A 16,928-nucleotide genomic window follows, 5' to 3' on the forward strand; every position below is an offset into this window, starting at 1 on the left:
CGAGAATACCAGCGGTAGCCTAATTTACCAACGGTAAGTTTAACTTGACCCTGGTAAGTTAGCCGTGCGACGGTAGATGAGCCGGGATGGTCAACAGCTCCTTCGCAGCCCCCACCCGCTCTACTGGTGATCGGCGACACGCGTCCACACCGGCGCGGTGCCCGACGCTGCCGCAAACCCAAGGAAGGGTCGACATGAACCCCGAGGTGCCACAGGCGGCCGCACAAGCGGAACGGCCAACAGGTTCCGCAACCCTGACCAAGGACGGCCGGGCGGGTGCGGAACCGCGCTCCCCGAACCGCTGGATCGCCCTGGTCGTGCTGAGCCTGGCCCAGCTGATGATCATCTTGGACTCCACCATCGTGAACATCGCGCTGCCCACCGCTCAGCTGGATCTGGGCTTCTCCACCGCGAACCGCCAGTGGGTGGTGACCGGGTACGCGCTCGCGTTCGGCAGCCTGCTGCTGCCCGGTGGTCGGCTGTGCGACCTGTTCGGACGCAAGCGGATCTTCATCCTCGGCGCGGTCGGCTTCGCTGCCGCGTCCGCACTCGGTGGCGCTGCGGGCGGGTTCGACGTGCTGCTGATCGCACGCATCGCCCAGGGCGGCTTCGCGGCCCTGCTTGCACCAGCGGCACTGTCGATGGTGTCGGTGACCTTCGCCGACGACGCGGGCGAGCGCGGGCGCGCGTTCGGTGTCTTCGGCGCGATCTCGGGTGCGGGCGGTGCGCTCGGCCTGCTGCTCGGCGGCATCCTCACCCAGGACCTCTCCTGGCGCTGGTGCCTGTACGTGAACGTGATCATCGCGGCGTTCGCCGTCATCGGCGCGCTGCTCTTCCTCGTCGACCACGCCCGGCCGCAGCGGACCCGGCTCGACCTGCCGGGCACGGTGCTCGCCCTGCTCGGCCTGGTCGGCATCGTCTACGGCCTCGGCAACGCCGCAACCAAGGGCTGGAGCGATGCCTGGACGCTGGCACCGATCGCCCTGGGAATCCTGCTCGTCGCCGTGTTCATGCTGGTCGAGCGGCGCGCCCGCAACCCGCTGCTGCCCTTGCCGGTGGTGCTCGACCGCGACAGGGGCGCCTCGTTCCTGGCCATCGGGATCTCAGGCACCGGCGGGTTCGCAGTGTTCTTGTTCGTCACCTACTACCTCGCCGAGACGCTGCACTTCTCGCCGATCACGACCGGTGTGGCCTTCCTGCCCATGATCGCCCTGGTGATGGTGGGAGCGATCATCTCCGGCGCAGTACTGCTGCCGCGCATCGGGCCGCGCCCGATCGTGCCGGTGGGCTGCCTGCTCTCCGCGATCGGCATGGCAATGCTGGTCGGGCTCGGCACCCACTCGACCTACGCCACCGGCGTGCTCCCGCCCCTGCTGGTCCTGGGCCTCGGCCTGGGGCTGATCTTCGGCCCCGGGCAGAACGCGGCCACCAGCGGCGTGCGCTCCCACGAGGCCGGAGTGGCATCCGCGATGGTGAACATCACCCAGCAGATCGGCGGCGCCATCGGGCTGGCCGCCTTCAGCTCCCTCGACACGATGGCGACCTCGCACTACCTCACCGCACACGCCGCGACCGCGGCCGAGACCGCCACCAGGACCGCGGCGACCCTCGCCGGCTACCACTTCGTGTTCTGGGTCGCCGCCGCCCTATTCCTCGCAGGCGCCCTGCTGACCGCCGCCCTGTTCCGCAGCGGCCGCCTGCCCGCCGGCGAACCGGACCAACCCGCCCTCGCCCACTGAGCCACCAAGACAGCCAGGGAAGCAGTTCGGCGCCACGCCGGACAGCCACAGACCACCAGAATCCCGGCCCCGGTCCAGTAAGCCTCGACCGCACAAACCGCACGAGAAAAGAGAGAATCATGAAGGCAGTCCAGTTCAGCCGGTACGGCGGCCCCGAAGTCCTGGAGATCGTCGACCTTCCCGACCCGCACCCTGGCCCCGGCCAGGTACGCGTCGCCGTGCACGCCGCCGGAATCAGCGGCACCGACCCCAAACTGCGCAGCGGCGAGCTCAACTTCGGCCACCCGCTCCCGCAGACCACGGGCGCTGACGTTGCGGGCGTCGTGGACGAGATCGGGGACGGGGTGACCGACGTGAAGGTCGGCGACCGCGTCTTCGGCGTCTCCGACACCCAGGCTGGCGCCGCCCAGTTCGCCCTGCTCACCTACCGCGCAATCATCCCGCCCGCCCTCGGCTTCGTCGACGCCGCAGCGCTGCCCGTCGCGCTGGAGACCGCGACCCGCAGCCTCGACCAGCTCCACGTGAAGGCCGGGACGACGCTGTTCATCAACGGCGCCTCCGGCGGGATCGGCAGCACAGTCGTCCAACTCGCCGCCGCCCGCGGCGCACGGGTGATCGGCTGCGCCAGCGCCGGCAACGCCGGATACCTCGCGCTGCTCGGTGCGGAGCCGGTTACCTACGGCGAGGGCATGGCCGACCGGGTCCGCGCCCTGGCCCCCGACGGCGTCGACGCCGCGCTCGACGTCGTCGGCAACGGCGTCCTGCATGACCTGATCGACCTCGCGGGCGGCTCGACCAACGTGGTGACCCTCGCCGACTTCGCAGGCTCCAAGGAGTACGGCGTGCACTTCAGCAACGGATTCACCGACGGCAACGCCTTCCACTCACTGAACGACATCGGCACCCTCATTGAAGCGGGACGCTTCTGGATGCCAGTCGACAAGACCTTCCCGCTCGAAGAGATCGCCCAAGCACACCGCGCCAGCGAGACCGGCCGCATCCGAGGCAGGCTCGTGCTCATCGTCAGCTAGCCTGCGCGCTTCATCTGGAGTCACGCTCGGACCATGATCAGAAAAGCGAAAGTGCCTTATGAGCTGCAACGATGAGGCTTGTCTAAGGTCCCAGTCGTTCCAGCAGGAAGGCACTTTCTGCGTGCACACTACCCGGTCCCGGCCCAGGCTCGTCGTCAGCGCCGACGGGAACGGGGTGGCCAACCACGCCGGCTCGCGTCTGCTCGCGGATCTCGCCGGCGCCACCTCGCTGACCAGCGCCTTCAGCGATGTCCTGCACCGGCTGCGGCCACGCGGGGCCGGGCATGACCCCGGCCGCGTCGCGGTGGACCTGGCGGTGATGCTCGCTGACGGCGGCGAAGCGATCGCCGACCTCGCCGTGCTGCGCGACCAGCGCGAGGTGTTCGGGCCCGTCGCCTCCACCCCGACCGCCTGGCGTGTGCTCGCCGGCATCGACGAAGCGGCCCTGAACGCACTACGGACAGCCAGGGCCCAGGCCCGCGAGGTCGCCTGGCTGCAGGCGGACGAGACCGGACGCGCGATACCCGCAGCCCATGCCGGAGGACGTGAACTGCCGGGCCTGGTCCTGGACATCGACGCCACCCTGGTCACCTGCCACTCCGAGAAGGAACAGGCCGCCGCCACCTACAAACGCGGCTTCGGCTACCACCCGCTGCTCTGCTCCCTCGACAACACTGGCGAAGCCCTCGCCGGGATCCTGCGGCCCGGCAACGCCGGACCGAACACCGCCGCCGACCACATCGCCGTCCTCGCCCAGGCCCTCGCGCAGATCCCCGACGCCCACCGCCACGGCACCCCGATCCTGATCCGTGCCGACAGCGCGGGCAGCTCGAAAGCGTTCCTCACCCACCTGCGCGGCCTGCGGAAATGCGGCATCCAGATCACCTTCTCCGTCGGACACGCCGTCACCGAACCCATCCGCAAAGCCATCCGGGTCCTGCCCGGCCGGGTCTGGCACCCCGCACTGGAACAGGACGGCACCCTTCGCGCCGGTGCCGTCGACCCGCAGACAGCATGTTGAGCTCGTGCGCCGACACGTAGGTGCTGCCACTTCTCGGCAGCACTTTCCTGATCCCGAGGCAGGCGGGCTGGTCGTCGCGACAGCCGCAACGCCGGTAGACGTGTCCGCGGTCTCGGTTGTCGGCGGGGCGGGTGAGCAGCGCATGGTGATCGCCTCGAAGGGTCGAGCGCGCGGGACCTTCCACTCCCGGTCTGCGCTCGCGGGACGACCACTTTGCGACCACAGGCTCATGAATAGCGCGCTGACCTGCTGATCTCCCTTGATCAGCGAACCTCGGACTCCACCACGGCGGCACCACCTGGCAAATCCGAGCCACCGCCTGGCGGCGGCAGCCCGGACCACACCAGGACCTGCATCTGTCTTCTAGGGGTAGTAGGTGTCCTGGTGCTGCGGCGCGGGCCACTGGGACCGGGGCGGCGACTGCGGCGATAGCGGCGTGCCTGTGTGGTGCCGGCCGGTGGGTTGGGCGGTCGTGCGTCCGGGGCGCAGGGGCCACCACAGGCCGCGGCCGAGGATCGCGGCCATAGCGGGCACCAGGACGATGGACAGCAGGAACGCGGAGAGCAGGATGCCGAGCGCGGTGGCGAAGCCGATCTGCTGGGTGGAGGGATCCGGGGTCACGGCGAGGCTGCCGAAGGAGCCGGCCAGAACGAGGCCCGCCGTCGCGATGGCCGGGGCGGTGTGCCGCAGGGCGCGCGCGACTGCTGCGCGGGGCGGCCCGGGGTGTTCCATCTCCTCCCGGATCCGGTCGCTGATCAGGATGTTGTAGTCGGTGCCGAGTGCGACCACGAACAGGAACAGGACCAGGGGCAGCATGAAGTTGACGCCCGGCTTGTCCATCCCGTGCTGGAACAGCAGGGTGGCCGCGCCGAGGGTGGCCGCGAAGCCGAGGCCGACGGAGAGCATCAGGACCACCGGTGCGAGCAGGCTGCGCAGCAGCAGGAGGAGGATCACCCCGATCAGTACCGCCGCGACCGGGAAGACCAGCCGCAGGTCGCGGTCGACTGCGGTGGAGACGTCGGCGAAGACGGCCGGGGTGCCGCCGACGTGCGCGGTCAGGTCGGTGGGTGTGCTTTGGGCGACGGCTGCGCGGATCGGGCCGGAGACCAGGTCGCGGGCCCGCTGGGACTGCGAGTCCTCGGTGAGGAACAGGTCGATCCGCGCGGCCTGCCGGTCCTCGCTCAGGACCGGCTTGGCCACCTGGCCGACGCCGGCGACCCGGGTGAGGCGCTGGGTCAGGCCGTCCAGGGCGCCGGGGGAGAGGGGGCCGGCGTTCTTGGTCTCGACGTAGACGCTGGTTGGGTCCGCCACGCCGGCGGGCAGGGCGCGGGAGATTTCGAGGGCGGTGGTCTGGGACGCGGTGCGCGGGCCGCCGCCCAGGCCGTAGTCCATCCTGATCCCGGCCAGCCCGGCGGCCAGGGCGCCCAGGAGGGCGAGCGAGGCGAGGACCATGGTCAGCGGCCGGCGGGCCACCAGGTCGGCGAACCGGGCTGCGGTGCCGGGGCGGGGTTCGGCCTTGAGGGCGCGTGAGGGCCAGAAGAGCTTGCGTCCGCAGACCGCGAGCACGGCGGGCATCAGAGTGAGGCTGGCCAGCAGCATGACCAGGACGGAGACCGCGACGGCCGGGCCGAGCACCCGGAACTGGCCGAAGCTGGCGACCCCGAGGGTGGCGAAGGCGGCGACGATGGTCAGCGCGGCCGAGGTGACCGCGGTGCCGACCTTCTGACTGACCTCGGCGGCGGTGGCGCGGTGGTGGCGATCGGGTCGGGCCCGCAACTGCTCGCGGAAGCGGAACATCATGAACAGGAAGTAGTCGATGCCGATGCCCAGGAGCACCACGCCGATGAGCCTCGGTACGGAGGTGTCGATCTTGATGCCGGTGAGCAGCGCGGTGCCCACGACCGCGCCGCTGGCCACGCCGCTGATGAGGGCCACCGAGATCAGCGGCAGCAGGGCGGCCAGGACGCTGCGGAACACGAGGACGTGGAGCAGCACGATCAGGCCGACCATGCAGGCGGCGGTGATGGTTGCGAGGGCCTTCCCGTCGTCGGCGGAGTCGACCTGCTCGGCGAGTGCGCCGGTGAAGCCGGTGCGCAGGTTCTGGGCGGCGAACTCCGCCCGGGCGTTGTCCCGGAACGCCCGGAAGGTGTTCTCCAGGCCCGGGTCGGCGGAGTTTCCGGTGAGGTTGGCGGAGAGCAGCTCGAAGGTTCCGTCAGGTGCCGTCATGGCCGGGCCGACCTGGGGGATCTGCGAGTAGTCGTGCTGAAGGGGCGCCGCGTCCTTGACCTTGGGCATGGTGACCTTGAGGCGGCTCAGCCGCTTCGCCCCGGCGTCGATCTGCTCCTGGTCCGCGGGGGTCAGCGCCCGGCCGTCGGTCCGCGCGACCAGGATGGTCACCGGGTTGGCGTCGGGCTTCGTCCCGAAGCGGTCGTGGGCGATCTCCATGGCGGCGGCCGAGTCGTAGCTCTTCGGCAGGAAGTCGGCCGTCTGCGTCTGGGTCACCCGGTAGATCAGGGTCTGGCTCAGGATGGTCAGGAGTATTCCCAGGACCGCCCATACGGCGATCACCTTCCACGGATTCCTGGTGGAGAATCCGGTCAGGGCACGGATCACGATGTCCTCCGGCTGTGGTGCTGTAACCGGGGAGTCCCGGCACGTCTCCAGACCATCACGGCGTACCGGGCCTTCTCGTCCGAGCGGGGGAGGAGAACGCCGTCAGGACCTGGGCCCGGCACACGGCCCTGACCAGGACCAGGGGCCTGGTCAGGGATCGGTCCGGGGTGCCTGCCCGGGGCCGGGAGCCGCTGCGAGAATGGACCGCGGAGGCTTCCCCCCCCCCCCCCCCCCCGGGGGGGGGCAGGCCGTTGCGGGAACGGCACACGCCTCACGGATGACGGCCGCGGCGAACCGGCGAAGGCCAGTGCCGACCGGCCACAGAAAGGACCAGCACCCAGCATGTCGACGCACCACCGGCCCCTGCCGCCGTCGCCGAGAGCCGACGGCCTGCCCTGGACGGCCAGTGACGCGCTGGTGGCCGTCGGGGCGGCCGCCCTGGACCTCCTCGGCTACACGGTCGGCGGTCTGGACGGAAGTCAGCCGATCGCCCTGACCGCCCTGGTCCTGCTCGTACTGGCGGCCATGCCGCTGCTCACCAGGCGCCGCTACCCGCTGGCGTCACTGGCGGGTGTGCTGGTCCTCGGCCTGGCACTGAACCTGAGCGGGCCGGTGCCGCAGCACTTCAACGGCACGCTGTGCGTCGCGCTGTTCGCCGTGGCCCGCTCCCGCGGCATCGCGATGGCGGCGCCGGCCGCCCTGCTGGCGGCCGCCGTGCCACTCCTGGGGCAGGGGCATCCGCTGCCCCCTCCGGCGGGGGAAGTGGCGGTCAACGTGCTCGCCGCGGCGCTGGTCATCGTCTCGGCCGAGGTGCTGAAGCGCTGGCAGCACGAGGTGGAGCTCAGGCGCAGGATGCTGGCCGACCGCGCGGTGGCGCAGGAACGGCGCCGCATCGCACGGGAGTTGCACGACATTGTGGCCCACCACATCACCACCATGCAGCTGATGGCCGGCGGCGCCAGAGCGAACCTCGGGGGTGACACCGAGGTGGTGCGCGACGCCCTGGTCACGCTGGAGGGCTCCGGGCGGATGGCGCTGCGCGAGATGCGCCAGCTCCTCGACGTGCTCCGGGCCGGCGACGCGCGGGAGGAGGCGGACGGGGCGCCGTCCGCGCCGCAGCCCGGCGTCGGGCACCTCGGAGGACTCGTCGAGGAGTCCCGCAGGGCCGGTCTGCCCACGGAGTTCGCCGTTCTGGGGCAGGAGCGTCCGCTGCCGCCGAGCACCAGCCTCGCGGTGTTCCGGATCGTTCAGGAGTCCCTCACCAACACCCGCAAGCATGCCGGCCGGGCCCAGGCGCGGGTTCAGCTGACGTACCACCCCGACCGGGTCACCGTCGAGGTGTCCGACAACGGCGCCGCCGCGCCGGCCGACACCCTGGTGGGAGCCCTGACGGGGGCGGGCGGCGCGGCCGGAGCGAGGGCAGGCCGTACCGGGTACGGTCTGATCGGCATGCGCGAACGGGTCGCGCTGCAGGGCGGCAGCATGGTGGCCGGCGGCGTCGACGGTGGTGGCTTCCGGGTGATGGCCAGCCTGCCGGCGGCGCCGGCCGACGGAGAGGACCGGCTCGGATGACGGGAACCCCGGAGCGGATCAGGGTGCTGATCGCGGACGACCAGCCGCTGGTGCGGCGGGGCCTGGCCCTGATCCTGGCACCGGACCCGGCGTTCGAGGTGGTGGCCGAGGCGGACGACGGGCAGCAAGCGGTCGACCTCGCGCACCAGCACCGGCCGCACGTCGTGGTGATGGACATCCGGATGCCGGTTCTCGACGGGGTCCAGGCGACCGAGCGGATCGCGCGGGAGCTGCCCGCATGCCGGGTCCTGGCGCTGAGCACCTTCGACATGGACGAGTACGTGGTGGCTGCCCTGCGCGCCGGCGCCTCCGGGTTCCTGCCCAAGGACGTCTCCCCGGAGGAGCTCTCGGCGGCCGTGCGCACCGTGCACACCGGGGAGGCGGCGGTGGCGCCGCGCCTGCTCACCCGGTTGATCTCCACGTACGTCACCACACCCCGCCTGCCGCAGTCGCCATCGCTGGTGCCGGTGTCCGACCTGGGTGAACTGACGCCCCGTGAGATCGAGGTGTGGCACCTGCTGGCCACCGGCCTCGACAACGCCGAGATCGCGTCGGCGATGGGCATCAGCGTCTCCACGGTCAAGAACTACATCACCAGCATCTTCGCCAAGCTGAGTGTCCGCGACCGTGCCCAGGCGGTGATCGCGGCTTACGAGACGGGCCTGGTGGAGCCCCGGAGCGCGAACCCGGCGGGCTGAAGCGCAGCAGTACTTCGCGGACGGCCCCGCGGCTCCCGATAACGGAAGCTGCGGGGCCGTCCGCCCGGTGTCCGGCAACCCGAACGCGCCGGGGGTGGTTCAGTGGCAGAGGGCTGCGTCCAGGGCGTCCGCCATGTGCTGCGCCCCGGCATCGCCGGGGATGGTGGTGGCCGTGATGCTGGCGGCGCGGCCGTCGTCGGTGACCCCGCCGCGGGAGCGGTAGCCCGGAATGGTCCCGCCGTGGCCCCAGAGGAGGCCGCCGCAGGAGAGCGGCTTGCTCTGCAGGCCCAGCCCGTAGCGGATCCCCGGGCCCAGGAGCTCGGCGGGGACGGTGGTGCGCATCTCGGCGAGCTGCGCCGCGGGCAGGAGCCGGCCGCCGAGGAGCGCGGTGAAGAACGAGTTGAGGTCGCTGTTGGTGGAGACGATCGCCCCCGCCGCCCAGGCCATCGAGGGGTCCATCTCGCTGTAGTCGTGGAGTGAGCCGTCGGCGCCCTGGTTGTAACCCTCGGGGTGGGCCGCGTGGATGGTCATGTCCCCCGGGGTGGGGAAGTAGGTGTGGCGCAGGCCGATGCGGTCGATGACGCGCTTGGTGATCTCCTCGCCGACGGGCCGTCCGGTGACCTTCTGGATCAGGAGTCCGGCGACGATGTAGTTGGTGTTGCTGTACTCCCAGCGCGTGCCCGGGGCGAAGCGCGCCTTCTGGGCGAGGGCGCCGTCGAGGAGCTCGCGGGGCTCGAAGTAGCGGTGCTGGATCGTGCTGAAGTCCGAGAGCGCGGGGGCGTCCGTGTAGTCGGGCAGGCCGCTGGTGTGCTGGAGCAGTTGACGGACGGTGATGTTGCGTCCGTCGATGCCGTCGCCGCGCAGCAGGCCGGGCAGGTAGGTGTCGACGGACGCGTCGAGGCCGATCCTTCCTTCGGCGACGAGCTGGAGGACGACGACGGCGGTGAAGGTCTTGGTGTTGCTGCCGATCCGGATCTGCCCGTCCACGGGGACCTTGGCCCCGGTGGCGAGGTTGCCGACGCCGGCGGTGTAGGTGTGGGTGCGGCCGTCGCGACCCTTGACGGTGGCCAGCGCGGCGGGCAGACCGTCGTCCTTCACCAGCGCGTTCAGGCTCGACTGGACGCTGTCCGGCCGGCCGCCCGCGAACGCGGCGGTCGGTGCCAGTGCCCCGACCGTGACGGCCACGGCGGCCACGGCCACCGCCAACCCGCGCCGGCCACGGTGGCACAGCTGGGCCCGGTTGTGCTGCACGTGCTCGTTCATGGAGGAACTCCTCTGCTGGAGGGCGGAAATGGCATGGCGCGCGGGTTCTGCGCACAGGTGCGCGCAGAACCCGCTGGTCGTACCGGTGCCGATGCTCAGGCCGGATCGGGCGGGGTCAGTGGCACAGGGCGGAGTCCACTGCGGCCTCCACGCCCTTCCCGGCCGCGTCACCCGGGATCATGGTTACCGCGAGGTTGACGGCGCGGCCGTCGTCGGTGGCGCCCCCGGCGGTGTAGTAGCCCGGAATGGTCCCGCCGTGGCCCCAGAACACGCCTCCGCACGACAGCGGCGTGCTCATCAGGCCCAGCCCGTAGCGGACGCCCGGACCCACCTCGTCCGCGGGGACGGTGGTGCGCATCTCGGCGAGCTGGGCCGCGGGGAGGAGCCGGCCGCCGAGCAGCGCCGTGTAGAAGCGGACGATGTCGCTGTTGGTGGAGACGACGGCGCCCGCCGCCCAGCCCCAGGACGGGTCGAGCTCGGTGTAGTCGTGGAACGAGCCGTCGGCGTCCTGGTTGTACCCCTCGGGGTGGGCCTCGTGGATGGTCATGTCCCCCGGGGTGGGGAAGTAGGTGTGGCGCAGGCCGATGCGGTCGACGATGCGCTGGTTGACCTCCTCGCCGAGCGGCCGCCCGGTGACCTTCTGGATGATCAGGCCCGCCACCAGGTAGTTGGTGTTGCTGTACTCCCAGCGGGCGCCCGGGGCGAAGTGGGCCTTCTGGGCGAGCGCCGCGTCGAGCAGGTCACGCGGTTCGAAGTACCGCTTCGGATCGGCGAGGATCGCGCCCTTGTCCACGTAGTCGGGCAGTCCGCTGGTGTGCTGGAGCAGTTGACGGACGGTGATGTTGCGCCCGTCGATGCCGTCGCCGCGCAGCAGGCCGGGGAGGTAGGTGTCGACGGAGGCGTCGAGGCTGATCTTTCCCTCGGCGACGAGCTGGAGGGCGACGACGGCGGTGAAGGTCTTGGTGTTGCTGCCGATCCGGATCTGTCCGTCCACCGGGACCTTGGCCTTGGTGATGAGGTTGCCGACGCCGGCGGTGTAGTTGTGGGTGCGGCCGTCCCGGCCCTTGACGGTGGCCAGTGCGGCGGGCACGCCGTCGTCCTTCACCAGCGTGTTCAGGTTCGACTGGACGCTGTCCGGTCGACCGCCCGCGAACGCCGCGGTCGGTGCCAGCGCCCCGACCGTGATGCCCACGGCGGCCAGGGCGGTCACGACCGCCGCCGCGCGGTGCCGGCTGCCCCGGCGGGAGAGCGGGAAGCGGCGGTGCGGTGCATGCTCGTACACGAAAGGACCCCTCCGATGAATGGCGCCGGTGATTCCCGGCCTTGATCAAGAGGACCATTCGGGGACAGGAAAGTTCGTCCGTACCCAGGACGAAACCGCGCCCGGGAGCAGACTCCGGGAGCGGGCCCCGGCCAGGACCGTACTCCTGGCCATTGGTGCCGCTACTCGCCCCGCAGCAGCGCGGCCGGGCCCTCGTCCAGGCTCGAGCTGCCGGTCGTGACCGCGGACTCCACCCAGTCGGATGCGTTCCGGACCCGGGACAGGTCGCGGTTGACCGTCTCGTGCTCGTAACGTCCTGTTCGCCGACCTGGGTAGTCGTGGCTCCTGTCCGGGAACCCGGACGTCAGTTGCAGCGCCTGCGCTCCGGCTCGTGGGCCGATGCAGGTATGAACCGACTCGCGAACGCGACGTCGCCGTACCTGCTCCAGCACGCCTCCAACCCGGTGGATTGGTGTCCATGGGGAGAGGAGGCGATCAATGAAGCCAAGCGGCGGGACGTGCCCATCCTCTTGAGTGTGGGCTATGCGTCCTGCCACTTATGCTTCTGGGAATTCGCTGGTGTCACGTGATGGCGCACGAGTTGTACCCCTGGCTGGCCGAGGTCGATCCGGTCGGAGCTGGTTCGTCGGTGGGTGATGTCTGCGCGGACACTCGATCGCTGGACCTCGCCCGCTGTCGCCAGGACCGGCACGGGCAGTCCGGTCCATACCGGCGTGCGCGCTTCCGGTCCCCGTCGCGCTCGCCCTTCCGGACCGGGCAGCACAGGACTTGCTGCTTGACCTCCTCCAACCGGAAACCCGCGAAGGGACCTGACGCCCGGTCCGGTCACGCCGCCTTGCCGAAGCCGTGGCGGGCCGAGCGACCGGCCGGGCAGGCCACCTCGGCGTCCGCCCGGTCGAGTGCGGAGGCGAGTGCTTTGACGGCATCGTCGGCGGAGTCTTTGAGGAGGTGGCCGTAGAGGTCGACGGTGATGGCGAGGTTGGAGTGGCGCAGGGTCTTGGAGACGACGGCGAGGGGGATGCCGGCGGCGATCATGATGTTGGCCGCGGTGCGTCTGAGGTCGTGCAGGCCGATCTTCGGCAGGTCGAGTTCGGCGGTGCGTTTGCGGAGCTGGTCGAGGACCCACTGTGGGCGCAGCGGCTCGCCATCCGGGCGGGCGAAGACCAGGCCTTCGAGCCTGCCCTCCGGGTGGGCCGCCATCTGGAGAGCGGCCTGACGTTGGAGGGCGGCCATGACCCTGGGGGAGAGGCTGATCCAGGCGCGGCTGGCCTCGGTCTTGGGCTCGCCGAGGTGGATCTTCCCGTTGTTCACGGCGGTCAGGGTCCAGCAGACGTAGAGCTGACGGTCCATGAGATGCACGTCCGACCAGTGCAGGGCGAGGATCTCACCGCGGCGCATGCCGGTGCCGAGCATGACCTCGAACAGGTCGGTGAGCCGGTCGGCGTAGTGCTCGGTGTTGTGTCGCAGGAAGGCTGCGGCCTGGTCGGGGGTCCAGCAGCTGCGGGCAGCAGCGCGGGGCTTGGCGGGGACAGAGTGCTTGGCCGGGTTGTAGCGCAGGCGCCACGTCCGCACCGCGTGGTTCAGGGCATTGTGCAGCATGGCCACCGCATGGTGAACGGTGGTGCGCCCGCGGCCGCCGGCGAGCTGCGCGCCCACCCAGGCGTCGATGTGCTTGGGCCGCAGGTCGACGAGCAGCGTGCCGCCGAACGCGGGCACCAGGTCGCGCTCGATACAGGCCCGATAGCCCGCCCAGGTGTTCGGGGCGCAGCGTGCGGTCCTCGTACACGCCCCGGTACTCGGCATCCAGTACCCGCGCCATCTCCCGGGCCGCCTCCGTCCGGCTGGCGAACCCGCCCCGCCGCCGAGTCCGGCGCTTGCCGTCCTAGGGCGCCAGGTCGACCGCGTACGTCCACCGGCCATGCGCGGTGTCGGCGGCCACTTGTGGACACCGCGGACTCAACTGCTTCCTGCTGTTCTCCTCAGTGCACCCGCACCGCCGGTACACCCTGCCCCGCTTGGGACGCTGCGTCATGGGACTCCTCCTAGGATCAAGTGGTGATGGCGTGTCCAGAGTTGTGGGAGTGGTGGGTGTGGCGGCTGTCAAGCCCCTGATCTGGGGACCAGCTGGGGACCACACGTCATGCGTGCTGCCGCACGAGGTGCGCGAAACATGCTCATCTGCACATGCACGACGTGTGTGCGAGCGCATTTCAGGCAGGAATATGGGAGCCTTTCCTGACTGGGGGTCAAGGGGTCGCAGGTTCAAATCCTGTCGTCCCGACCAGCATTTTCGCAGGTCGGAGGCCGTTTCCACCGGATGGTGGAAACGGCCTTTTCCGTTGGTGGTCGTTGGGTGGTCGTCGGCTCGGCTATCGGCGTGGTGCCACTGTGACGTTCCTTCAAGCGTCCTCGTGGCACGGGCCGGTGTGCTGCGGGCCTTTCCGGGTGGGTGCGGGAGTGGTCGTCGCGATGATCAGGCTCATGACCCGCCGACTCACCGGCGAGAGCACACCGACCTGGCGCGGAAGATGAACCTCGGAATCAGGGTGAAACGCCCAGTACCTGGGCGTTTTGTCCGTGTGGGAGCTGGTTGATACTGGATTCCGCACCGTTCAGTCGAGCCGCCTGCGGTGGCTCCGGAGGCTGTTGGGACAGCAGCGCCACCACTGCACGAATGTCCGCCGGAACTGCGCCGTTCCTCCTGTCTCATCCCAGGATGCCGGGTCGAGTCGTGCTTGTCCGCCGGGCGCCGCGGTCTCTGGTCAAAGCGGCAATCGCGCAGTATGCCGTCATCATGACGGATCGCCGACCGTATCCGAGCGACCTGTCCGACGCCCGCTGGGCGCTGGTCGAACCCACGCTGACCGCGTGGCGAAAAGCCCGCACCGAACGCGCCCTCGCGTTCGGCCGGCCGCCCGAGCACGAGCTGCGCGACCTGCTGGACGCGATCCTGTACGTCGACCGCACCGGCATCCCCTGGCGCTACCTCCCACACGACTACCCGCCCTGGGAAACGGTCTACGCCTACTTCGCCCGCTGGCAGCGCGAGGGAGTGTTCGAGCAGCTCAACGGCCTCCTGCGGCGGCTGGTCCGCACCGCCGAAGGCCGCGACCCGGAGCCCACCGCCTGCATCCTCGACTCCCAGAGCGTCAAGACCTCCACGAACGTCCCCGTCTCCACCCAGGGCATCGACGTCGGAAAGAAGATCGTCGGCAGGAAGCGGAACATCGTCACCGACACCCTCGGCCTCCTGCTCGCCGTGCTGGTGACCGCCGCCGGCGTGCACGACGGCACCGCGGGCCGGTAGCTGCTGACCCAAGTGGCCGCCGACCACCCGACGGTCACCAAAGCCTGGGCCGACATGGGCTACAAGAACGCCGTCATCGAACACGGAGCCGCCCTCGGCATCGACGTCGAGATCGTCCGCCGCGACCCCGCCGCCAGGGGGTTCGTGGTCCAGTCCCGCCGCTGGGTCGTCGAGCGCAGCTTCGGCTGGCTGATGAACCACCGACACCTGGCCCGCGACTACGAAGCCCTACCGGCCCGTTCCGAAGCCATGGTCCACGTTGCGATGATCGGCCTCATGACCCGCCGCCTCACCGGCGAGACCGCCCCCACCTGGCGCGGAACCTGAACCCCGGAAACACGGACGAAACGCCCACTAGCCTCGCCGCCGTCGACGGCCCCACCATGTCGGCATCCGGCCCGGGGACGCTGCCGTCGATCACCAGAGGCTCTGCAGATCGGCTTCGACCCGCGGAGCGATCCGCGTGCCGTTGTCCGGCGGGTGCCCGAGGTGCGCCCGGAAAGCGACCCGAAGCCGCCCGGGCGGGGTGGTTGGATGGGAGGGCGGATCCAGCTTGTCGCCGCCGTCGGCACGGTGCGATCCTTTCGGGCATGCTGCACAGCGACCTGCCGGACCACACGTCAGTTCTCAGGGAGGTGCGGGAATTGCGGCGAGTCGGCCTGGTACGGCTGCGTGAGCTGGAGCTCCCGGCGCTGGCCCGGGCCGCAGACATGATCGACCTGCCGGACGGGCGGGAGTCGCGGCCCGCCGCTGTGGAGCGGCTGCTGCGGCTGGCGGTGACGCGAATCGATCCCGGCAACCTTCACACGGCCGCCGAGTACAGCCTCGGCCTGGCCCAGGGCACTCGCGACTGGCCGCCCGCCGACCGTCGGAAGCATGCCGCGGGCGTGTACGGGGTGAGCGTGGAGCGATTCCGCAAGCACCACGAGGCGCTGGTGCTGGGTGAGGTCGCCGAGCAGGTGATCCGGATGGCCGCGCGGGCGGGGCAGCCGAATCGGGCAGCGCAGTCGCGCCAGGCGGACCAGGCAGGGGAGGCGGGGGATGTCGGGCCGCTCTCACCCGCGTCGTCGGGTCACCGGTCGCTGCGGGTCCGGGTGGGCGAGCGGACCGCGCTGGTGACGGTGCACGTCCACCCCGTCGATCTGCTGCGCGATGTGGACGTCGTGGTCTCGCCGACCAACACCTATCTGGCGCTGCCGGAGCCGTACAAGTCGTCGGTGTCGGCGTCGCTTCGGCGGGTGGGAGCGCTGCGCGGGTCGACCGGGGAGCTCGTCGAGGACCTGGTGCACGAGGAGTTGCGGAGGTGGGCCGTCCGGCACGGGGCGCCGGGCCGGGCGGTCCTGCCGGGAACCGTGGCGGCGGTCGGGGCGGGGGCGCTGGTGGAGCAGGGCGTTCGGCGGATCTATCACGCCGCGGTGGCGGTCCCGCGCCTCGGGACGAACGACTACGACGTGCTGCCGGCGGACGTGACCCGGGCGGTCGCCCGGGCGCTCGCCGTGCTCGCCGAGGAACGCCGGCAGTTCGATCCTCCGCTGCGCTCGATCTGTCTTCCGCTGCTCGGTTCCGGCCGGGGCGGGCTGCCGTACGAGGTCAGTCTCGGCATGCTCTGGGCCGCGGTGGAGGCCGAACTGATCCGCGGTGCGCAGTGGGAGGTGCACCTCGTGGTGCGGCGGCCCGCCGCCGCAGACCTGATTGAACGTCAACTCGCCGTCGTGAAGGCCGTCGCCGGAAGGACCCGATGAACCCGTACGAGGTGCTTGCGGCCGCCGCCGCCGACTGGGACCGGTTGGCCGGCCTGATGGAACCCGTGTCGGGCCGCCAACTGGAGGCGCGGCTGCAGGCGTTGAGATCCGCCGAGCAGGACGGGCCAGCCCGGCTGCAGGCGGCCGAGGAGGCGGCCCGGCTGCTGCTGGAAGCGCTGCCGGACGCCGAGTCCGGACGGCTCGACGACGCGTCCGGTGCCCGGTTTGCCGGGGACCCGCAGGACCGGTCGCACCTCGGCTTCCATGCGGACGACCTGGCCGTGCTGGTGCTCGACGGCCACCGCATGGTCGGCCCGGTGCTCGGCCCGATCCGGGCGAGGATCCTGGCCGTACCGGCGCTCGACCCCGACGAGGTGCGGCTGCTGGGCGGTGATCCTGGCGCTGCCGGGCTGCTGAGGTTGACCGGGCCCGGCGGGAGGCTGCGGCTGCCCGGCTTCCAGTTCGGCGTCGCGGGCACGCCGTTGCCGACGGTGGTGGAGGTCAACACCGTTCTGGACGCCGAACGCGACCCGTGGGGCGTCGCGGACTGGTGGCTGTCGGCCAATGGCTGGCTGGGCGGCAACCCCGCCGACCTGCTCGGCGCCGGGCGGGACGGCCAACTCGTGGACGCGGCACGGTACCTGTCGGAGGAGGAGTAAC

At 70.9% G+C, this 16,928-nt stretch carries 11 protein-coding genes and 3 pseudogenes; 9 read left to right on the forward strand and 5 right to left on the reverse strand.

What is annotated here, in order from left to right; translation table 11 throughout:
* Nucleotides 1-194: 194 nt before the first annotated feature.
* The 3 genes and pseudogenes from ACIRYZ_RS23395 to ACIRYZ_RS23405 form a co-directional block, all read left to right on the forward strand.
* Entirely contained in the window at nt 195-1,739 is a 1,545-nt protein-coding gene (locus ACIRYZ_RS23395) for an MFS transporter (protein ID WP_402947095.1), read from the forward strand.
* A gap of 119 nt (nt 1,740-1,858) precedes the next feature.
* Entirely contained in the window at nt 1,859-2,770 is a 912-nt protein-coding gene (locus ACIRYZ_RS23400; RefSeq protein ID WP_402947097.1) for an NADP-dependent oxidoreductase, read from the forward strand.
* Nucleotides 2,771-2,828: 58 nt separating this feature from the next.
* A pseudogene (locus ACIRYZ_RS23405) lies at nt 2,829-3,767 on the forward strand (transposase); the annotation flags it as partial.
* Nucleotides 3,768-4,154: 387 nt separating this feature from the next.
* On the opposite strand, the gene ACIRYZ_RS23410 reads toward ACIRYZ_RS23405, so the two are convergent.
* Entirely contained in the window at nt 4,155-6,404 is a 2,250-nt protein-coding gene (locus ACIRYZ_RS23410; RefSeq protein ID WP_402947100.1) for an MMPL family transporter, read from the reverse strand.
* Between the two features lie 342 nt (nt 6,405-6,746).
* On the opposite strand from ACIRYZ_RS23410, the gene ACIRYZ_RS23415 reads away from it, so the two are divergent.
* Both ACIRYZ_RS23415 and ACIRYZ_RS23420 read left to right on the forward strand, forming a co-directional pair.
* A complete protein-coding gene (locus ACIRYZ_RS23415; RefSeq protein WP_402947102.1) occupies nt 6,747-7,976 on the forward strand; it encodes a sensor histidine kinase in 1,230 nt (409 codons plus the stop codon).
* Nucleotides 7,973-8,674, forward strand: coding sequence for a response regulator (locus ACIRYZ_RS23420; protein ID WP_402947105.1), 702 nt, complete (start codon nt 7,973-7,975; stop codon nt 8,672-8,674). The genes ACIRYZ_RS23415 and ACIRYZ_RS23420 overlap by 4 nt, the downstream gene beginning before the upstream one ends.
* Nucleotides 8,675-8,773: 99 nt before the next feature.
* Here the strand turns inward: ACIRYZ_RS23420 and ACIRYZ_RS23425 are convergent, their stop codons facing one another.
* From ACIRYZ_RS23425 to ACIRYZ_RS23435, 3 genes are all read right to left on the reverse strand, one after another.
* A complete protein-coding gene (locus ACIRYZ_RS23425) occupies nt 8,774-9,937 on the reverse strand; it encodes a serine hydrolase domain-containing protein (protein ID WP_402947108.1) in 1,164 nt (387 codons plus the stop codon).
* A gap of 115 nt (nt 9,938-10,052) precedes the next feature.
* The gene (locus ACIRYZ_RS23430) at nt 10,053-11,219 is read right to left on the reverse strand and encodes a serine hydrolase domain-containing protein (protein ID WP_402947110.1); all 1,167 of its coding nucleotides are present in this window, start codon (nt 11,217-11,219) and stop codon (nt 10,053-10,055) included.
* 161 nt (nt 11,220-11,380) lie between these two features.
* Entirely contained in the window at nt 11,381-11,650 is a 270-nt protein-coding gene (locus ACIRYZ_RS23435) for a DUF6192 family protein (RefSeq protein WP_402947113.1), read from the reverse strand.
* Here ACIRYZ_RS23435 and ACIRYZ_RS23440 point away from each other — a divergent pair.
* Nucleotides 11,606-11,805 (forward strand): annotated as a pseudogene (locus ACIRYZ_RS23440) (DUF255 domain-containing protein); the annotation flags it as partial. The gene ACIRYZ_RS23435 and the pseudogene ACIRYZ_RS23440 sit on opposite strands and share 45 nt — an antisense overlap.
* Nucleotides 11,806-12,044: 239 nt before the next feature.
* Here ACIRYZ_RS23440 and ACIRYZ_RS23445 read toward each other — a convergent pair.
* Entirely contained in the window at nt 12,045-12,935 is an 891-nt protein-coding gene (locus tag ACIRYZ_RS23445; protein WP_402947116.1) for a tyrosine-type recombinase/integrase, read from the reverse strand.
* Between the two features lie 1,078 nt (nt 12,936-14,013).
* Here ACIRYZ_RS23445 and ACIRYZ_RS23450 point away from each other — a divergent pair.
* The 3 genes and pseudogenes from ACIRYZ_RS23450 (at nt 14,014) to ACIRYZ_RS23460 (ending at nt 16,927) form a co-directional block, all read left to right on the forward strand.
* A pseudogene (locus ACIRYZ_RS23450) lies at nt 14,014-14,853 on the forward strand (IS5 family transposase).
* A 263-nt stretch (nt 14,854-15,116) separates the two neighbouring features.
* The gene (locus tag ACIRYZ_RS23455; RefSeq protein ID WP_402947118.1) at nt 15,117-16,268 is read left to right on the forward strand and encodes a hypothetical protein; all 1,152 of its coding nucleotides are present in this window, start codon (nt 15,117-15,119) and stop codon (nt 16,266-16,268) included.
* Nucleotides 16,265-16,927 (forward strand): hypothetical protein, encoded by a 663-nt coding sequence (locus tag ACIRYZ_RS23460; RefSeq protein WP_402947120.1) that lies wholly within the window; start codon nt 16,265-16,267, stop codon nt 16,925-16,927. The genes ACIRYZ_RS23455 and ACIRYZ_RS23460 overlap by 4 nt, the downstream gene beginning before the upstream one ends.
* Nucleotide 16,928: the final 1 nt, after the last annotated feature.

Source organism: Kitasatospora sp. NPDC101155 (assembly GCF_044768305.1).
Lineage (GTDB): Bacteria > Actinomycetota > Actinomycetes > Streptomycetales > Streptomycetaceae > Kitasatospora.